Here is an 18,756-nt window from a genome sequence, read left to right as displayed (position 1 = left end):
CAACAAAATCAATGGATATGTTATATTATATCTACATAGGTAGCAACCGCGTCACCATCGGCCACTTGAGCAAAATTGCGGGAGGCATGTTCATGGCTGTTTCATCCTGCAACAAAGCGGCGAAAGTCATCGACGGTATCCGCGAACGGTACAACACATCCATTCTTTACGAAGAAAGTACCCCTCAAAAGGACAGCCAGGACATCACTTTCCTGCACAAGCGCTTCCCCCGTGTCTACATCATCCTCATCACCGAAGGGTTGCAGAAGGAACACCGCAAGCTCTATCTGCAGGCAGGTGTCAACAACACCCTTTCCCCTATGGCCAGCGAAGAGAGCCTCCAGCAAATGACGAAATCCCTCCGGTTGCGCAAGGAGCACAAACTGCAGGAATTCAGCCAGTCACACCGTAAGATATTCAACACCTTCCACCTGCCTATGTGGAAACGTATCTTCGATATACTGTTTGCGTGTGCAGTGCTCGTTGTGCTTTCTCCGCTACTCATTGCCACAGCCATAGCCATCCGCATGGAGAGTAAAGGCAAAGTGATTTACAAATCCCAGCGTGTAGGCAGCAACTACCAGATATTCAACTTCTTGAAGTTCCGCTCCATGTACACCAATGCAGACAAGCGCCTGAAAGAACTGAATGCCCTCAACCAATATAAGATAGAGGAAGAGCTTACGGACGAGCAGCCCGATATCCGCTTCGACGACCTGACCGGCACTTCCGAAGAGGAGGCTACCCTGCTGATTTCGGACGATTTTGTCATCTCCGAAGAAGATTTCCTTAAAAAGAAGGCCCAAGAAAAACAGAATACGTTTGTCAAGATAGAGAACGATCCCCGTGTCACCCGCGTAGGCCGTTTCATCCGCAAGTACAGCATTGACGAACTGCCGCAGCTGTTCAACGTCCTCAAAGGGGACATGAGCATCGTGGGCAACCGCCCGCTCCCCCTCTACGAAGCCGAGCTGCTGACCAGCGACGCATATATCGAACGCTTCATGGCCCCTGCCGGACTGACAGGACTGTGGCAAGTGGAGAAACGAGGTGGCGCCGGGAAGATGTCGGCCGAAGAACGCAAACAACTGGACATTAAATACGCCAAAGAATTCTCATTCTGGCTGGACATGAAGATACTGTGCAAAACGCTGACGGCATTTGTACAAAAAGAGAATGTATAAAATAAAGATAACAGGAATTATATGGCTTTAGAGACAATAAAAAGATATATCAGTTCCATCATTTACAGTGTAATCCTCTTAGGATTGTTGGGGGTGTCTTTGTCTGTGGCTGCGCAGCAGGAGTTGACACGGGAGGAGCGCATCAAGATATTGGAACAGCTCAAAATGGAGGACAAAAAAATAGAAGTCAACACATTGGGTTTAATCAGTTCGAAGACATCAATAGATATTGAGAATTTAGAGTTGCCTCCTCTATCCGTCTTTCTTGATGCAGTAACAGAGAATGCGTCAGTAAAAAGAGCCCAATCCCAAGTAGAGCAAGTCAAGAACCAATATCGCCTGGAAAAAAGGAATTGGTGGAACTACTTCAGGCTGAACGGTAACTATTCTTACGGACGCTACAACATCATAGGCAATGCCAGTGACGAGTTCACCCCTATGTACCAGACAACGATGTCAAGTGCCCAGCACAACTTCAATGTCGGGGCCAGCGTCGGTGTCAGCCTGGGTGATCTATTCAACCGTCCGTTGAAACTGAAAGATTATCGCTACCAGATAGAACAATTGCAATATGTACAAGAAGATGTCATGGAAGAACGGAGACTAAAGGTCTTGGAAGCCTACAATGCAGTTACCGAACAATTAGCCACCATCAAAGCCAAAGCAGAAACGGCTGCCTTGTATAATGCACAAATGAAAATATCTGAAAACAATTTCATACAAGGAGCCATCGACATCATTGCACTTTCTTTAGAGCGTGCGCGCCGCACCGGTGCCGTGACCACGTATGAGCAGAGTCGTGTAGCTTTACACAATTCAATTGTATTATTGGAAATGTTGACTAATGTAAAAGTTATAACAGACAAGTAAACTAATTATGAATATAGTACAATTTTTGGCAAGCTTCTTTTACCGCATCCGTTATTGGTTATTGTGGGGAAGTCTTCTTGTTACGGCATTGGTCATATACTTTACCCAATTTTTACCATACAGTTATACGGTAAACAGTAGTTTATATGCAGGCGTAACCAATAGTACCAATTTGGATGGAAGCCAGCTTATCAACATCAACAGTACTTTCGACAATATCATTAATATTGGCAAGTCCAAAAACACTTTGGCAAAGGTTTCCGTTCGACTGCTTGCAACCAATCTTGTACACGGTGATGAATGGAAAGACAATATGTACATTCAAGCCAAACATTACAGACAACTTGTCCAAATCCTTCCAAAAGAAGTATTGGCTTTGGTAGACCGTTCCTCTTTGGATAAAACCGTAACTAATTTAATGAATTACAGAAAGGAGAACAGTAGCAATTTTGTCTATTCCATATTCAACCGCCCTTATCCGTTTTATAGCTATAACGCATTAAATTCAATCACCATTAAACGATTGGGTACCAGTGACCTGATAGAATTGGTATATACCTCCTCCGATCCCGGTATTACGCAAAACACCCTCAAGATATTGGAAGATGAACTGTTAAAGGCTTATGAGCAACTCCGGTTCAGTGCCACAAACAGTGCTATCGCCTATTTTGAAGAACAAGTGCGAATAGCCAAAAAAGCACTTACTGCAGAAGAAGATGATTTGACAGACTATAGTGTTCAAAAACAAGTCATCAACTACGACGAACAATCCAAGGCATTGGCTTTGACCAAATATGCGACAGACGACCGTATGGAAGCAGTGCAACGAAATTATGGAAGTGCAGTAGCCTTGCGCCAAATGTTAGAGAATAAAATGGACATACGGGCCAAGATTATACGCACAAATACGAATTTATTACAAGAGTTGGAAAAAGTCAGCACCTTGAACCAAAGCATTCTCGAACAAGAAATTTTTACCACAGAACAAAGTCAGAAGAAAAGTGATAAACTTCAAAGAGAAAAAGATGCTCTGCAAAAGGCAGAAGAAAAAATAAGCCATCTCTCCGATAATTTAAACGAGTATGGTTTCTCCAAGGAGGGTGTAGGCATTCGAGAAATGGTGACAGAATGGCTGACGGCATGCATCAATGAGGCGAAAGCCAAAGCTGAAGTGAAAGTATTGGTTGACCGCCAACGGGACATTATCGGCCAATACCGGGAATTCTCACCCGTAGGCACTCAAATCAAGCGAAAAGAACGTGCCGTAGGCATTGCCGAAGACAATTACCGCCGACAAATAGGAGGCCTTGCTGAAGCACACCTCCGTTTGCAGAATATCAAGATGACAACTGCCAACCTGCAGGTCATAGCATCACCCGAGTATCCGCTGACAGACAATGGCAGAAAAAGAATTATCTACGTCCTTGCGGCATTCTTCGGCAGTTTAATATTCATAAGCGGTTACTTCCTGCTGATTGAATTGTTAGACCGCACTCTCCGAGACCCTGACCGCAGCAAACGTCTGACCGGACTATCTGTCATTGCAGCATTCAACGGTGTAAGCAACTTAAAATTCCGTGGATTCCTCAAGGCTTGCAACCGGCTTGCCGCAGCCTACAGTTGCCGACAATTCAACAACTACTTACATCCGGATCGTCCCACCGTCATAAACCTGCTCAGCATGGAGAAACGTGAAGGGAAATCATTCCTTGCCAAATATTTCATCGATTACTGGGAAACTGAGGGTATGAAAGTGCGCCTTGTAAAATACGACCACGATTTCGACACCCAAAACAAGGGATATGTACAAGCTCAAGAATTGTCTGACTTCTGGGCTTTAAATGAAGCAGAAGAAATACCGGACATTATTTTAGTGGAATATCCTGCTGTCAGTACCGCCACTTTACCTATGTCGGTATTGAAAAAAGCAGATTTCAATTTGCTGATAGCCAACGCTGCCCGATTGTGGGGCAGAGATGACGACACCCGATTGAAACCGTTAAAGGAAGAATTGGAAGGAACTCCTCTATTTATGTATCTCAACAATGCAGACCGCGAAGTGGTTGAAAGCTTTACCGGAGAATTACCTCCTCATACTCCGGTCCACAGTTTCTTCAGCCGGTTGGCACAATTAGGTTTAACATCAAAATCAGCAGCTGTCAAATAAATGCAAACGGATATCAAAGGACATAGCATATCTCCCTTGGCGGTAACATTATTAGTGTTCATCATCGGACTGGGTGCACTCATCTATAGCATATTATTCAGTACTTGGGATATCATTGCATACGTTTGCCTTTCCCCTTTCTTCTTGATAATAGCAATACAAGCATTAAGAAACCCTTTTGCCGGTGTATGTTTCCTATTCACATTCAATTACTTTTTCATTCCCTGGTACAGATACACGCAAGGTAGTGGGTTGAGTGTCTGGTATGATGTTGCAACCGTCACCCTGCTTATAACACTTTTGATATATTCCTATCATCAACAAGGTAAGATTGCATGGAAATACACCAAAAATATTCTGACGTTTGGAGGTTGCATATGGGCCATATATACTGCGGCTGAAATCATAAACCCAACAGCTCTCACGGAAGCTTGGATTTACTCTCGTGGAATCATATACAGCACCCTTGTCATGTCATTAATTGGCGTTTTAACAATGACCTCCTATAAGCGATTGCGCATCATTATGCTTTTTCTGTCCATATTCACATTGACAGCCGTAGCCAAAACTGTTTACCAGAAATATGTAGGTTTTGATGAGACAGAAACAACCATGCTGATTGAAACGGAAATGTACAAGACACACCTTTTATCCGATGTCACCCGATATTTTTCCTTTTTCACAGATGCTGGAAATTTCGGTTCCAACATGGGTTTTGCTGCCATTCTGTTCGGTATCTCGGCTATCTTCGTGAAAGAACGTTTCATAAGACTCTATTATATAATTATTGCCCTTTGTTCCATATATGCCTTGTTCATTTCCGGAACTCGCGGTGCACTGTTTGTCCCCATCGGAGGAAGCATATTGTTTACTTTCCTCAGTAAAAATATCAAGCTCATGGGAGCTACAGTCATATTCGGCTTATTTTTTTATATCTTTTTCGCCCATACCTATATCGGTGAAAGTAACTCTTCAATCAGACGCATGCGCACAGCTTTCAGACCTACAGAAGATGCCTCATACACTGTCCGCAAAGAAAACCAAAAAAGATTGGCTGAATATCTAAAATACAAACCTTTCGGAGAAGGACTCGGTTTGGGAGGGGTAGAAGCCAGAAAATATGGTTCCCGTCTCACAACACTCATTCCCCATGATTCTTTTTATGTCAAGATATGGATGGAAACCGGTATTGTAGGATTAGTGCTTTTTCTTACCATATATGTCAGTACATTGTTAAGAGGTTGCTATCTTATCATGTTTCGGATTAAGAATAACGAGCTACGTGGAATACTCACGGCCATTGCTTGCGGCATTTTCGGACTAATGATAAGCGCCTATGGAAATGCTTTTTTCTTCCAATTCCCTACAGGATTCATGGTTATTTTATTTTTGTCAGTCCTGATTAATGGGGAGCATATCGACCAACTGCTGACCCAACAAAAAATGAAAAAGAAATAGAAAATATTAAATAGAAAACATATATGAACGACATTTTTTCCATATTCAATCCCGACTGGTGGATGGACGAGAACAACAATGCCTTGCAAATGACAGACGCGGTTCTTTTCTTATTGCTGGCCATCCCCGTAGCCTACTTGTTTATCTATGCATTGGCCTCCTTGCGGAAATACAAGAATCCCTATCCACCGTCCCCCAAGCAACATCGTTTCCTGGTCCTCTTTGTTGTGTTGAAAAACGGCAAGGAAGTGATAGAGTCCATCAATCATTTCCTTGATACGCAGATGTATCCGAGAGAAAAATACGACATCGCAGTAGCTGCCACACAACTGTCCGAAGAAGACTTAGTTACGCTGCTCCAGATGCCGGTCAATATTGTCGTGCCCGATAAAGAGCATTGCACAAAGATATATGCCATACAGCAGGTTATGGAGCGTTATTCTCCTCATGAGTACGATGCCATCACCATATTCAATTCAGACAACAAAGTTGTTCCTAACGCATTGGAGCTTTTCAACAACGCCTACTACTCCGGATGCGATGCCATCCAAGCCCACCGCATGACGGAAAACCTGAATACCAACATCGCCGTATTAAACGCCACCAGCGAAGAAATCAACAACCACCTCTTCCGCAAGGCACATACGGCACTGGGATTCTCCTCCGCCCTCATCGGTTCGGGCATGATGTTTGATTTTGAAATGTTCCAGGAAATCGCTCCCAGATTATCAGGAAGCGATTTGGCCAAAGCTACAGAAATGGAACTCTTGAAGGAAAACATATATACCGAATACATGGAAGAAATAGTCTGCTATTGCAAAAAGACGGACGATACATCGGGGTACAGCAAAGAACGCCAACGCTGGTTGGGCTCACAGTATCGCAGCTCCATACTGGCATTGCAACAATTTCCGATAGCCTTCTTACAAGGAAAGTGGGATTTATGCGAAAAATTATTCCAATGGCTACTTCCATCCCGTTTTCTGCTCATCTTATATATCACGATATGTGCCGTGGCAATAACATTCCTGGAGTGGCCGCTTGCTACAAAATGGTATGCACTTTTAGCCGTTTTATTCATCACTTTTTTGATGGCTATGCCCGAAGGGGAAATCAGCCGCAAGTTCCGGAGCGCTTTCTGGTCTCTGCCCATATTGGTAGTCACCTCTTCCATGAGCCACATCACAAGAATCTTTAAACGAAAAAAGAAAAGAAAGGCAGCAAAATGAAAATCGCCATCGAAGCCCAACGCATTTTCCGCAAAGACAAGCATGGCATGGACTTTGTCATCTTGGAAACACTGAAAGAACTGCAAAAGCGGAAAGACGGTAATGAATATTACGTATTCGTTGCCCCGGGAGAGGACCGGTGCCTGGAAGAATCGGAGAATCTCCATATCATTGAGCTTCGCTGCCCTACTTATCCACTGTGGGAGCAGATAGCATTGCCCCGGGCTGTCAGGAAGTTGAAAGCAGACTTGCTGCATTGTACATCGAATACAGCTCCGCTATGGTGTCCCGTCCCATTGGTGCTGACGCTTCATGACATTATTTATCTGGAACCGCGTCAGCATCGCAGTCCTTCCTTCTACCAGGAAATGGGATGGCATTACCGCCGCCTGATTGTTCCCCGCATCCTGAAGAAAGCAAGAAAGATTATTACAGTTTCGCAGTTCGAGTGTACCCGCATACGGGAAGCTTTGCAGCTTCCCAAAGAAGTCATTAAAGCCGTGTACAACGGCTACAGCACTTACTTTACGATGCAGGAAACACCCGATGAGAGTATTGTGCAGAAATACATACCGCACCCGGACTTTCTTTTCTTTCTTGGAAATACAGACCCCAAAAAGAATGCGGCGCGTACCCTGAAAGCATACGCGTTATATCTGCAAGCATCCCAAACGAAACGCCCCCTTCTCATTGCCGATTTAAAAGAAGAATATATCGACCAGCTTCTTCAGCAAGAAGGAATCACCGGGATAAAAAAACACCTGTATTATCCGGGATATATCAGCAACAAAGATTTAGTAACCCTTTATAATGCAGCATTTGCATTCCTCTATCCTTCCTTGCGTGAAAGTTTCGGAATTCCTATGCTGGAGGCTATGGCTTGCGGCACTCCTGTAGTGACGAGCAACGTTTCGGCAATGCCCGAAGTTGCCGGTAAAGGTGCCATTTTAGTCGACCCTCAAGAACCGCAAAAAATAGCAGATGCCTTGCTACGTCTGGAGAATGATGCAACATTCTATCGGCAACAAGTAAATTACAGTCTGGAACGTGTAAAACTGTTCTCCTGGAAACACACAGCAGAAGAATATGTAAAGATATATCACAGTATTCACCAGTAATCGGCAAACATCATGAGAGACTTCATCATCACCAGCCTGCAAACATGGGACATCGAAATAGGTAGTACCATCAAGAATACTGCATTGGAAATTTCAAAGCAGAACCGGGTGCTCTACATAAACACTCCGATGGACATTTCCATCCGGCTGAGAGGGAACAAACAATCTCCATCCTACATCCGGCGTATGGCTGTCATCAAAGGAGAGGCTTCACCACTCCGGCAAATCAACGCCAACATGTGGGTACTGGACTGTCCTTTCACCGTGCTCTCGGCCAATTTCCTGCCCGCATCGCTTTTCAATATCGTCAACAGAAAAAACAATGCCCGCATAGCCCGATGGATTGTAGAGCAGGCCACCGCGCTCGGCTTCAAGAATTACATTCACCTCATTGATACAGACATTTACCGCAGCCGCTATCTGAAGGAGTATATCCATCCGGCTGTCAGCATCTATTATCGGCGCGACTACATCATAGGCGAGGCCTACTGGCGCAGACACGGCACCCGCCTTGAACCGGAACTGGCTGCTTCGGCCGACCTTGTTCTGGCAAACTCCACCCGCTTTGCTGCAGAACTGCAAGCCTACAACCCGCATACCTACCCCATCGAAACCGGAGTAAACCTGACGCTATACAATCCTGCCAAAGAGTATGAAACGCCCGATGATGTACAAAATATTCCACATCCTATCATCGGATATATGGGTACGATAAACAGTACCCGCCTTGACGGAGAACTGCTTTATCAGATAATAAGTCAGCGTCCCGATTATAGTTTTGTGTTCACCGGCCCGGAAGATGATATTTTCCGTCGGGACCGTATCCATAGTTTGAAAAATGCCTATTTCACCGGACAAAAAAAAGTGGACGAATTACCGGCCTACATAGCTGCCTACGATGTCTGCATCAATCCGCAAATGGTGAACGAGATTACCGACGGCAACTATCCGTTGAAAATAGACGAATATCTGGCTATGGGTAAACCCACTGTCGCAACCAGTACCCACACCATGCGCAACATATTCGCAGGTCACACGCACCTGGCCATCAACCCGGAGGAATGGCTTGCGGCCATAGACCGTGCTGTGACCGAAGCTGACGACAAAGAACTGGCCAAACAGCGCATAACCTTTGCCGAGACCCACAGTTGGGGGCATAGCGTGAAGAAAATCTATGAAATAATCGACTCATTCCTAAAGAAGAAAACTACATGAACTATCGTAACATAGACGACTTGAACCATTGCATCCTGCAACATCTCAGCATTCTGCCACGGGATTTCGACCTCATTGTCGGTGTGCCCCGCAGTGGCATGTTTCCCGCCAACCTGCTGGCACTCTATCTGAACCTGCCCGTCACAGACATTGATTCTTTCCGCAACGGGCATATTTATCAGACCGGAGAACGGGGGAAAACTTTCAACATGACCCACATACACAAAGTATTGGTTGTGGACGACAGCATAGCCACGGGAAAAGCTGTGAAGAAATGCCGCGAGCTCCTGAAGGACATAGAACATTTATACAACATCAAATACTGTGCCATTTATGCAGTTCCACTACACACTCATTCTGTTGATTATTTTTTCGAAATAGTCGATTATCCCCGTTTCTTCCAGTGGAACATAATGAACCACTCCATCCTGCAAAAATCATGCATGGACATTGACGGCGTGCTTTGCGCAGACCCCACTCCGGAAGAGAACGATGACGGCGAGAAGTACCGTCATTTCCTGCTGAACGCTCCTCCGCTATTCATTCCCAAAGTCACCATTGGCACACTGGTCACTTCACGCTTGGAGAAATACCGTCCGGAGACGGAAGCCTGGCTCCGGAAGAACCATGTGAAATACAATAAGCTTGTCATGCTGGACCTGCCGGATATGGCTGCACGCCAACGGGCGAATTGCCACGCCTCCTTCAAAGCCAAAGAATACGGTTCATCCACCGACTACATGCTGTTTGTAGAAAGCTCTATGCCGCAGGCTGTGGAAATCAACCGCCTGACCAAGAAACCGGTACTTTGTACAGAAACTTTCCGGATGATTTATGAGTCCAAATCACTATACTATAATCTGAAGTCGGGAGAAACATGCCCGTGGCTACGGCGTTTTATGATAAGGGTGCGCAACAGACTGAGAGCATTATCTCCTTCCAAGAAATAGCATTCGCAGCATTTTGGAACAGTTAAACAGTTTATCTACTAATACCGGCCCGATTGTTGCAATAAAAGTTGCAGACAGCAATATGGGGACAATCGCATCAATCCCCATCATTTTCAGTATAATCCGCCCACCGGAAGTACCGAAACCATGAAAAAGATAAATACTGTACGCATAGCCGCCTATCCAGACAAAAAAACGGTTGTGCCACTTCGATGCCAGCAGCAGGAACAAGGTGGGAATCAACGTCACGGGATAAAGCAGCATGCTCAAAGAGGCACATTTACCGGGATAGAACCACACTATCTGCATCAAGACAATCCCCCATAGCGCCACGGCAAGCAAGACACGCCTGACAGCCAAACGACTGTAGAGCGACACAGCAAAACGGCAGGCAGCCACGCCGACAAAGAAATAGGGCAACTGCCCCAAAGCGCCCTTGAAACTGAACAGGTCGGGAACCTCATGCAGAATCCATACATCATTTATCCTACTGAAAATCAGCGCCACAATGCAACAAACAGCCCACTTGCCCGGAGTGTCCATCCACTTCCGGCTGTCCATCCACCATTGCACTACAAAAATCAAGAACAACGACGGCAGATACCAATATATGGTATAAGGGAATACATAAATGCGCCACATTTGGCTAAGCTCCCCTTTATTATTAGTGCCCGGCATCAGATACTGTACCAGAAAATACAACGTGCCCACCGCTACCATCGGCACCAGCAGACGCAAAGCTTTCTTCCGGACAAAACTTCCAAAACCGGAAGATGCAGAGAAAGGCTTCAACGCATAAACCCAGCCGGCAATAGCCGTAAACAACGGCATCTGAATATAATCTATCCATACGTAAAGATAACGCAATGGATGTGGAAAATCAATTTTCATGCCCCCACCAGGTCCGGAACCGATAACATGCCCCACCACTACCAATAAAATAGCGATACCACGCAAAGTTTCAATAGATAAGTTTTTTTCCTGATTCACCATGAAACAAATATAGTGCATTTGTTCGAAAGAACAGAATTAAAGAACGTGAAAAAAGAACGGATTTAAAGAACCGCCTTATGTATCTCTTAAAGGTCTTGCAGAATAATACAAAAGTAATTTCCGTTTACCGAAAACTGAGATTTGGGATAACACGTGAGCATATTAACTATCTTCCATTATAAATTCAAGCATAGAGTATGAGGAAAACAAGAGATGTACACACAAGAGTAAGTGTCTGTTTTACTAAATATAATTAATTGTTAAAACAACAATGAATTAAAAAAAAAGTTATAGATTTAAATCGTCAAACAATATCAATTTAAATTATGATTGCAAATTTAGATTGCATCAGTTAATAATTTTCTAAAACTTTTTTTATAATGGGGACAAATGTTTTTTTAAAAGCCGGTTTGCGGAATTCAGATAGCAAACGTTTTTTTAAAATTCTTTGGGTGGTTATACTTGCGTTATATCCTTGGTTATTGTCTGCACAGACGTTTGCTAAGGCAAAGAAGGCAGTATATGTAATTGTTGACGGAATTCCTGCCGACCAGATTGAAAGGCTTCATACACCGGCTATATTCGATATTGCTTCAAAAGGCGCTTACAGTCGGGCATATACCGGAGGAGAAATTGGTGGATATTCACAGACGGCGACAATCTCAGCTATTGGCTATACCAATCTGCTGACAGCAACTTGGTTTAATAAGCATAACGTAGGAGGCAATTCCGACCTGAAACCGAATTACAATTACTGGACGATCTTTCGGATTGCCAAAGAGCAACCCAAAAAATATAAAACGGCTATCTATTCCAGTTGGACGAATAACCGGACAGTTTTGATTGGGGAGGGGAAAAAGGAAACAAACTATCTCAAGATTGATTATGTAAAAGACGGTTACGATTTGGACAGCATCCGTTTTCCGAAAAAAGAGAAGGATTTGCATATTTTCGATATAGACGAACAAATTTCGAAAGATGCAGCTGAAGGTATCCGCACAGATGCGCCCGATCTGAGTTGGGTGTATTTATGGTACACTGACGATGCAGGGCATATTGCCGGTAACGGAGCATTTTTCGATGAATATGTGCGTAAAGCAGACGAGCAGGTTGCCCGCATTTGGGAAGCCGTGAAATATAGGGAGGCCAATTTTGATGAAGAATGGATGGTCGTTATTACCACCGATCATGGACGCGGAGAGAATGGACACGACCACGGGGGACAGTCCTGGCGTGAACGTACGACCTGGGTTTCAACGAATGTACCGGTAAACAGTCATTTCACATCCGGCAATTTGGCAATCACCGATATTGCACCTTCCATCTGCCGGTTCATGGACTTTGAGGTTCCACAATCTGTCTTGTGGGAACAAGATGGCATGTCCTTTGTCGGGGATGCTGACATTTACGATTTGCAGACAATGCCTTATGATAATACGGTCGGTTTATCCTGGAAATGTTATTCGGAGAATGTTCCAGTGACCGTTTATGTTGCCGTCACAAATAAATTCAAAGAGGGAGATGAAGACGAATGGATCAAATTGGTGACGCTACCGGCCGGAAAGAGAAGTTACACAGTCGATCTACAAGCTTTGCCAGAATCGAAGTTCTATAAGTTTGTCATCGTTGCTCCTGGTAATCACTTGAATCGTTGGCTAGAAAAATAAGGGCATGCAAAAACCTTTTCTGTCTAAAGGAGCTTACAAGAACCAACAACAAGTCCAATGGGTATTTCAGGAGGTTTCTTATCGTTCCGATACCCAGGTCAGAAATGGATCCGAAGCTGGCTGAGAAGATTGTTGATACAGAGTTGCCCGGAATTACGAACCGGAGAAGGAAATCATAATCCGACTCCGGTTATTTTTTATGTTTCCAAGAGTGGTAATTTCTCCATTCTGGTATTCATTCACGACGAAATGATCACTGCCTTCAGACCGAGCACCCCAAGATTTATTCAGTTGTTCAATTGTCCGATTGATTTTTTTTGCATTATAAATCAGGTAGCAGGCGAATATTTTTAACGCCAAAGTCCTTACTTTTATCAAAAAATACATATTAAAGATTTTCTTTCATGAAGTAAAAAACTATAGATTCTTTTTTTCCTTATTCATCAAAAACCAGATTTTTCGCTGCCATTCATACACTGCAAATCTCTCATCATCGGAGTCGTCAGTCTTTTCCACATATGTTCTTATACTTGGGGCGGAAGGATATTTGGCCCGGATAATATCATCTATCAGATAGCCGTTCAGCCCCTTGAATTGCTTGAAAAGGAAACTTTTGAACATAAGGTTGATATATATAGGATTATTGCATATATACGTTTTATATGCCTGATATGCTTTAGACTTCATATAGTCTGAAACCCTGCTGCTGAAATTGAGTTTACCAAGCTCTTCTTTTAATGCCTCTTCCAGTTTTTTATACTCAGTAGAGTCCGTTATACTGTACCAATAATGTTCATCGGGTTTAGTTATTAGATCCACCCATGCACTGGCTTCCCAATAATCGGTTACCATTCTTATGGAATCTCTTTGTTCCGGAGACATCGCGTAAAACAAGGAGTCTTTTTCCCAGCCTTCAAAAAGAGCTTCAATAGAATTGATCTTCTCTTGCTTCAGTCGTTCATATATATCCGGTAATTCTTTATCAAGAATGGAAGTTATCTGGAAAGCCCCACTTTCTATTCTACAATTAACACGTGGATTGGTTATGATAGAGTCGTTGAATACAAAAGCGATCTGCCTGCCTATTGCCTTTTCCGTTTCTTTAGCCCATTTGTTCAATTTGTATTTACTGATTTGCCCACTAATCACATTTTTCCCAAAATAGTCCGTTTCCAATCTAAGTGAAATAAAATCTTTTATCGTCACGATAGGTTCTCGGGAGATACTATCTGTTTGTCCGGATAAAATATGATACCAACCATTTTCCCGAAATTTATTTTGGCAAACTGAAAAATATGGAAGGAAAGAAAACAATGCCAATATTCCAAATAATTTTTTACACATAACCTAATGTTTTTTAAATTCTGATTTCAAATACCGTTCTCCTTCGGGTACAATTCTAACAGAGTTCCGGACACATACACTTATTAAGATTCAAAAAATGATGAGAATAACAACGACAGTAATTGTTACAACTATTATTTTTTATGAGTTCCGAGTATTTCATGCTATTCATTGTAGAAATCACTATTAAACCGAAATTCTAAAAGTTTACGCAAATTTAATAATAAAAACAATCAAAAAGCATGATATTTATATATTGTCTAAAAAATGCCCCAAAATCATGCAGTCATGGATTTGGACTTTAAAAAACAATAAGTGGAATGCCAGCTTCAAGAACATCACTATCCTGGTTCCTTCATTAGTGATACAAACTACATTCTTCTCTTATTGTATCAAAGCCATTGCAGAAAAGACATCAGCACACATGCTTTTATCAATTCTAAATATAGGATATAAAATAATATTCAATACCTTTGCAGTATAGGTTAAACTTATTATTCCCGCCAAATACTTTTAGTGTTTAAATCATGAAAAAGAAAATTCTATTCATTCAAACGTTTGGTTTCTTTGCCACTTATCTTTGTCTCGATTTCCTTTTTACAGAAGAAGTTCATATAATTGAAATCTCTTTATCCGCTGTCATGTATTTTGTACTGATGTATTTTCTGAATAGAAATAAGAAGTAAGTTTTTACAATGCGATCCATAGAATAAGGAATCTCCACCTTATTCCAATGGTGCTGTATTATTCCTATAAAACTTCATCCTCTTCTTATTTTTTCATACCTTCGCACCATTTTTTAAGTACAAACGAAAAAACAATGGCAATCATGGAAAAAAATCAATTTAAACGTGACAGATAAATCCTGACCACACGCACGGAATGGCAACACCACTCGCTCCGCGTATTGGTACGTGCTTTGCTGATGGACTATCCGGGAGCAAAAGTAGCGGGACATCACAACCTCAGTCCCGACCATAACAACAACGGAGAAGTGGAACCGATGGAATGGACGAAACAATGCCCGTGTTTTGAGGTGAAAAAAGAGAAGTGGTAACTAAGAAAATGGAGATGGCAAAGCATGACAAAAGCTTTGTCACCTCATTTTTTATTCATACATCTGTTCTAATTAAGCAAAATGCGCATCCAACAAAGTTTAGCCGTATAATATAAATGAGAGAGTAAATCTTTTACTACCTCCAATGATTACTTCTGAGCCCTGAAAATCTTTCGATAAAAATTAAGTTTTGTAAGAATGCTCCGTAACCATGTACGCTTACGCCAACTTCCTTTACTTAAATGAACGGCAATAGTATCATCTGTGACTTGTTTCCAAGCAGCTCCTAATATACGAGAAGGAAGAATGAGCATTCTTTCTTCTAATTGTTGTTCTATTTCATTATTATACTTTAATCCGAATTTTTCAGCAGCCAACGCCAGCACATCTGGTGCTATCTCCTTTGTATACCAACTACCGTCTTCTTGTATAAAATGGCGACCTTCATAGAATTTCATAGCTTCCACTAAATAAGGATGTCCCCTTTCAGCTCCTAATATGGCTGATAACAAACCTAAGCCTGGTACACGTACACCAGGGAAACGATTTGTTCCATCCGGTCCAAGACGTTTACCTGCCATCTCATCTCCCTCTATCATTTCCGGATGATATTCTATAGCAGTAAAAAAGCCATTGGATAATAGTGGATCAAAAGATTTTTTCACCATGACATCGGTATCCATATATATTCCTCCTTCGGTATATAATGCATGTAAACGCACATAATCTGCCACAAAAGCTAAAGCACCTACACTAAAGGCCTCTTTGGTCCATGACAAAGAATTTACATCAAAATCCTTTAAACTCCATAATTTCCATTTATAGTCAGGGAGATTTTTCTTCCATGAATCCATACACACCTGTAAACTATAAGGTATCGGCGTATCATTGAACCAGCAATAATGAATCGTTTTGGGTATCATTTCAAGTCATCTTTAGATTATTTTGCAAAAAGCCTACCACACAAAGATAAAATAAAATTCTAAGAATCAGCATAAGAATAACGAAATAATCGTCCTCTATCCATACACACAGCTTTCCAATATAACGCATCATACACCTTGAAAATTACAAATGAATAAAACGTCCCAACAACGTTCGAATACCCTTTGAAAAGCAATAAAAGAAAATGGTTAAAATCACCAAAAATAACAGTGAAGAAATCAAAGCATAGAAAATCCATTCCAAGTAGCCTTCCATAGGTTCTGATAAAGGTAATAATGAAAGAATGACATCCGCTAATAGCCAAGACAAAGCACACAGACATAAATACAACAAGATATTCTTCCAATAAACACTAACGTTCATTTTAAAACCGTCACGATATAAGAAATAAGGTTTCCAAATGCTTATGACAGTTATGGAACTGGCAACATCCCCCAGTAACACTCCCGGCAACCCCCAATAATACCCGCCAACCAATGCTACCAATATCGTAATTCCAAGTGTAGCAATAGGCGCCCAAGTATCTTGAAAAAGCCCATAACCATAAATAAACTGATCATTCGTGCCACGGAACTGACTGATAAAAAAGTTGGCAAGAATCACTATCAATACAGAATGAGGCAGCACATACTCTGCTCCTAACCATACAATAATAAAAGAATCCATCAAATGATAGAGAGCAAATGTTAAAAAGGAAGCTACCATAAAACGTAAAGAGCTGAGTTCCCAAAATACTTGTTGTATGCGCTTTGAGTCACCTTCGGCAATCAAATTACCCACTCCTGCTCCCGTACTTCCTAAGAAATTATTAACGAGCTGGTTCAATTTCGTCAACAGCAACATGTAATTGCTATAATAGGCTACCAATTTTAAGGAAGTAAACGCGTAAACCAAAAAAGGAAGTAATTGAGACCGCCCCATTCCTGCCAATTGATGTACAAACATTTGGCGTGCCTTGCGTACGATTATCTTATTCTCCGGATATTTTCGACGACCTTCAGCAATACTACACTTCAGCCATGGATATACCCTATTTATCTTCCAGTTAAGTATATATGAATATAAGATGCCAAAAAGTAATTCAATGGCAATCCATAGATAAAAACTACCTATGTAGCAAACAAGCATCATCTGTACCAATATCTTTATAATATTTGCAGTCTGGAAATAGGCCGTTACAACATAATTACGTTGATCGGCTCCTAACAAAGTTTGCCGATAATTAATAAAGTAACTGATGAGGGCAGAAGACAAAAAAGCAAAATAGGCAAAATAGACTACACCTAAATCAATACTGATATTTGCAAATATCAAAGGAAGAAAACAAGCCAATATGAGCCCTACCCCTATAATTATCAATCCGACGTTGCGATAAAGATACCCCAATACAGAAATAATATCTCGTATCTTGTCCTTGTCATCATTAAATAAAGGTTTATAAAGTACAAAACCAATAGATGCCCCAATTCCTAATTCGGCCAAATTCAAGAAACCCAATAAATTTTGTAATGTCCCCATTAGACCCACAAAATCTGCTCCCAACATATCCAAGAATATCTTGCGAGAAAAAAAAGAGATGAATAGGGTAATAAAATAAAAAAGCACATTTACCCGGGCATTCAAATAGCTTTTTTTGAGACGAGACTCTACCATAATTTCAACTTTTCGCAAATATTTTTCATTTTATCCATAAAAACACCCCTAAAGGTACCATACACGATATTCCATTGTTCATTGCATATAAAAATCCACAAGGCTTTGTAATATCCCCGCCTTCCGAAATACTTTCTGCATTGCATCACACGGTAATAGCTGCTCACAAGTCTATCTTCCCGATTTATTTTTCTCAGAAACCGGTTACAGCGACATGCTACCCAAACCCGTGCCAACAAATTGTCGAGCAAAACACTATATTGTAAAGAACCCTCACGTATTGTAGCACAATAAATGGCTACAGAGCATATTGCCACATTCCGAGCGTAATAATCCAAATAATACGAGAACATTACATCATTTCCAGCCAATGTCTCATCAAATTGGATGGAATGCTTCTGAACTATATTTCTGGAAACCATTTTTGCCCAGGGTACATCATTCCGATATTTCAGTCTCTCCGCATCTATGCTTTCAGTCACATCAAAACCTAAAAAATCAGATTGACGTGAACGCATAGGAACTAAAGTTTCCGAATCTGCACTTGTAGCTCTGAATGTTATCAAATCGTAGTCCGTAGCACAATAACAATCCAGTACCTCTAAAAAACCGGGCAGAAAAAAATCATCAGCATCAGCAAACAGCAGCCACTTGCCTCGAGCATGAAGCAGGCCACAATTACGGGCATATCCAGCTCCCTTCCCTTCTTTGGTGAAAATGATTTCCACATCTTCCCGACTACTTCCCGGAAAGTCCATAAAATCCACGACATCAGAAGAACTGTCATCATCAACCACAATAATTTGGATGTCATCACGGAAAGGAATAGAATCCAAACAGCGCTGCAACAACAACGGAGCATTCTTATGAGGTATAATAATAGTATAAGTATAATCCATACTCCTT

14 protein-coding genes and 1 pseudogene are annotated in these 18,756 nt (G+C 41.9%); 10 read left to right on the top strand and 5 right to left on the bottom strand.

What is annotated here, in order from left to right:
- The first annotated feature begins 17 nt into the window (after window positions 1–17).
- Genes DWY57_RS21525 through DWY57_RS07380 form a run of 8 tightly spaced genes read left to right on the top strand, consistent with a single transcriptional unit; the run spans window position 18 to window position 10,191 of the window.
- Window positions 18–1,184 carry a sugar transferase gene (locus tag DWY57_RS21525; RefSeq protein ID WP_119961587.1) on the top strand — a complete coding sequence of 389 codons (1,167 nt, stop codon included), beginning with the start codon at window positions 18–20 and terminating at the stop codon, window positions 1,182–1,184.
- 21 nt (window positions 1,185–1,205) lie between these two features.
- Entirely contained in the window at window positions 1,206–2,054 is an 849-nt protein-coding gene (locus DWY57_RS07410) for a TolC family protein (protein ID WP_119961505.1), read from the top strand.
- Between the two features lie 7 nt (window positions 2,055–2,061).
- A complete protein-coding gene (locus DWY57_RS07405) occupies window positions 2,062–4,221 on the top strand; it encodes a hypothetical protein (RefSeq protein WP_119961504.1) in 2,160 nt (719 codons plus the stop codon).
- Window positions 4,222–5,679 carry an O-antigen ligase family protein gene (locus DWY57_RS07400; RefSeq protein ID WP_117601350.1) on the top strand — a complete coding sequence of 486 codons (1,458 nt, stop codon included), beginning with the start codon at window positions 4,222–4,224 and terminating at the stop codon, window positions 5,677–5,679.
- A gap of 23 nt (window positions 5,680–5,702) precedes the next feature.
- On the top strand, window positions 5,703–6,908 hold the full coding sequence (locus tag DWY57_RS07395; RefSeq protein ID WP_117601351.1) for a glycosyltransferase family 2 protein: 1,206 nt from the start codon (window positions 5,703–5,705) through the stop codon (window positions 6,906–6,908).
- Window positions 6,905–8,026 (top strand): glycosyltransferase family 1 protein, encoded by a 1,122-nt coding sequence (locus tag DWY57_RS07390; RefSeq protein WP_117601352.1) that lies wholly within the window; start codon window positions 6,905–6,907, stop codon window positions 8,024–8,026. The genes DWY57_RS07395 and DWY57_RS07390 overlap by 4 nt, the downstream gene beginning before the upstream one ends.
- Window positions 8,027–8,038: 12 nt before the next feature.
- The gene (locus DWY57_RS07385; protein WP_117601353.1) at window positions 8,039–9,241 is read left to right on the top strand and encodes a glycosyltransferase; all 1,203 of its coding nucleotides are present in this window, start codon (window positions 8,039–8,041) and stop codon (window positions 9,239–9,241) included.
- Window positions 9,238–10,191, top strand: coding sequence for a phosphoribosyltransferase family protein (locus tag DWY57_RS07380; RefSeq protein WP_117601354.1), 954 nt, complete (start codon window positions 9,238–9,240; stop codon window positions 10,189–10,191). Before DWY57_RS07385 ends, DWY57_RS07380 begins: the two co-directional genes overlap by 4 nt.
- Here DWY57_RS07380 and DWY57_RS07375 read toward each other — a convergent pair.
- A complete protein-coding gene (locus DWY57_RS07375) occupies window positions 10,171–11,202 on the bottom strand; it encodes an acyltransferase (protein WP_243634656.1) in 1,032 nt (343 codons plus the stop codon). The two genes, DWY57_RS07380 and DWY57_RS07375, sit on opposite strands and share 21 nt — an antisense overlap.
- Before the next feature lie 362 nt (window positions 11,203–11,564).
- Here DWY57_RS07375 and DWY57_RS07365 point away from each other — a divergent pair, with 362 nt between their 5' ends.
- The gene (locus tag DWY57_RS07365) at window positions 11,565–12,851 is read left to right on the top strand and encodes a hypothetical protein (protein WP_226791187.1); all 1,287 of its coding nucleotides are present in this window, start codon (window positions 11,565–11,567) and stop codon (window positions 12,849–12,851) included.
- A 417-nt stretch (window positions 12,852–13,268) separates the two neighbouring features.
- Here the strand turns inward: DWY57_RS07365 and DWY57_RS07355 are convergent, their stop codons facing one another.
- Window positions 13,269–14,195 (bottom strand): hypothetical protein, encoded by a 927-nt coding sequence (locus DWY57_RS07355; protein WP_117601355.1) that lies wholly within the window; start codon window positions 14,193–14,195, stop codon window positions 13,269–13,271.
- A gap of 871 nt (window positions 14,196–15,066) precedes the next feature.
- On the opposite strand from DWY57_RS07355, the pseudogene DWY57_RS07345 reads away from it, so the two are divergent.
- Window positions 15,067–15,252 (top strand): annotated as a pseudogene (locus DWY57_RS07345) (N-acetylmuramoyl-L-alanine amidase); the annotation flags it as partial.
- A gap of 149 nt (window positions 15,253–15,401) precedes the next feature.
- Here the strand turns inward: DWY57_RS07345 and DWY57_RS07340 are convergent.
- The 3 genes from DWY57_RS07340 to DWY57_RS07330 all read right to left on the bottom strand — a co-directional run bounded on the left by DWY57_RS07340 (window position 15,402) and on the right by DWY57_RS07330 (window position 18,749).
- Window positions 15,402–16,175, bottom strand: coding sequence for a glycosyltransferase (locus tag DWY57_RS07340; RefSeq protein WP_117601357.1), 774 nt, complete (start codon window positions 16,173–16,175; stop codon window positions 15,402–15,404).
- Window positions 16,176–16,320: 145 nt separating this feature from the next.
- Complete coding sequence (locus tag DWY57_RS07335; protein WP_117964517.1) at window positions 16,321–17,850, bottom strand: sugar transporter; 1,530 nt, start codon at window positions 17,848–17,850, stop codon at window positions 16,321–16,323.
- Window positions 17,844–18,749: a glycosyltransferase gene (locus tag DWY57_RS07330; protein WP_117964516.1), complete on the bottom strand. Its 906-nt coding sequence runs from the start codon at window positions 18,747–18,749 to the stop codon at window positions 17,844–17,846. The genes DWY57_RS07335 and DWY57_RS07330 overlap by 7 nt, the downstream gene beginning before the upstream one ends.
- Window positions 18,750–18,756: the final 7 nt, after the last annotated feature.

Source organism: Bacteroides sp. AF25-5LB (assembly GCF_003602965.1).
In the GTDB taxonomy this organism is placed as follows: Bacteria; Bacteroidota; Bacteroidia; order Bacteroidales; family Bacteroidaceae; genus Bacteroides; species Bacteroides uniformis.
The sequence above is the reverse complement of the archived record's forward strand: the minus strand, read 5'-3'. Positions and strand labels throughout refer to the sequence as shown.

Bases quoted from the DNA above. Each gene is read 5' to 3' on its own strand.
- DWY57_RS07395 (WP_117601351.1), top strand. From the start codon at position 5,703: ATGAACGACATTTTTTCCATATTCAATCCCGACTGGTGGATGGACGAG.
- DWY57_RS07355 (WP_117601355.1), bottom strand. From the start codon at position 14,195: ATGTGTAAAAAATTATTTGGAATATTGGCATTGTTTTCTTTCCTTCCA.
- DWY57_RS07390 (WP_117601352.1), top strand. From the start codon at position 6,905: ATGAAAATCGCCATCGAAGCCCAACGCATTTTCCGCAAAGACAAGCAT.
- DWY57_RS07400 (WP_117601350.1), top strand. From the start codon at position 4,222: ATGCAAACGGATATCAAAGGACATAGCATATCTCCCTTGGCGGTAACA.
- DWY57_RS07410 (WP_119961505.1), top strand. From the start codon at position 1,206: ATGGCTTTAGAGACAATAAAAAGATATATCAGTTCCATCATTTACAGT.
- DWY57_RS07340 (WP_117601357.1), bottom strand. From the start codon at position 16,175: ATGATACCCAAAACGATTCATTATTGCTGGTTCAATGATACGCCGATA.
- DWY57_RS07335 (WP_117964517.1), bottom strand. From the start codon at position 17,850: ATGGTAGAGTCTCGTCTCAAAAAAAGCTATTTGAATGCCCGGGTAAAT.
- DWY57_RS07385 (WP_117601353.1), top strand. From the start codon at position 8,039: ATGAGAGACTTCATCATCACCAGCCTGCAAACATGGGACATCGAAATA.
- DWY57_RS07330 (WP_117964516.1), bottom strand. From the start codon at position 18,749: ATGGATTATACTTATACTATTATTATACCTCATAAGAATGCTCCGTTG.
- DWY57_RS21525 (WP_119961587.1), top strand. From the start codon at position 18: ATGTTATATTATATCTACATAGGTAGCAACCGCGTCACCATCGGCCAC.
- DWY57_RS07405 (WP_119961504.1), top strand. From the start codon at position 2,062: ATGAATATAGTACAATTTTTGGCAAGCTTCTTTTACCGCATCCGTTAT.
- DWY57_RS07380 (WP_117601354.1), top strand. From the start codon at position 9,238: ATGAACTATCGTAACATAGACGACTTGAACCATTGCATCCTGCAACAT.
- DWY57_RS07375 (WP_243634656.1), bottom strand. From the start codon at position 11,202: ATGCACTATATTTGTTTCATGGTGAATCAGGAAAAAAACTTATCTATT.
- DWY57_RS07365 (WP_226791187.1), top strand. From the start codon at position 11,565: ATGGGGACAAATGTTTTTTTAAAAGCCGGTTTGCGGAATTCAGATAGC.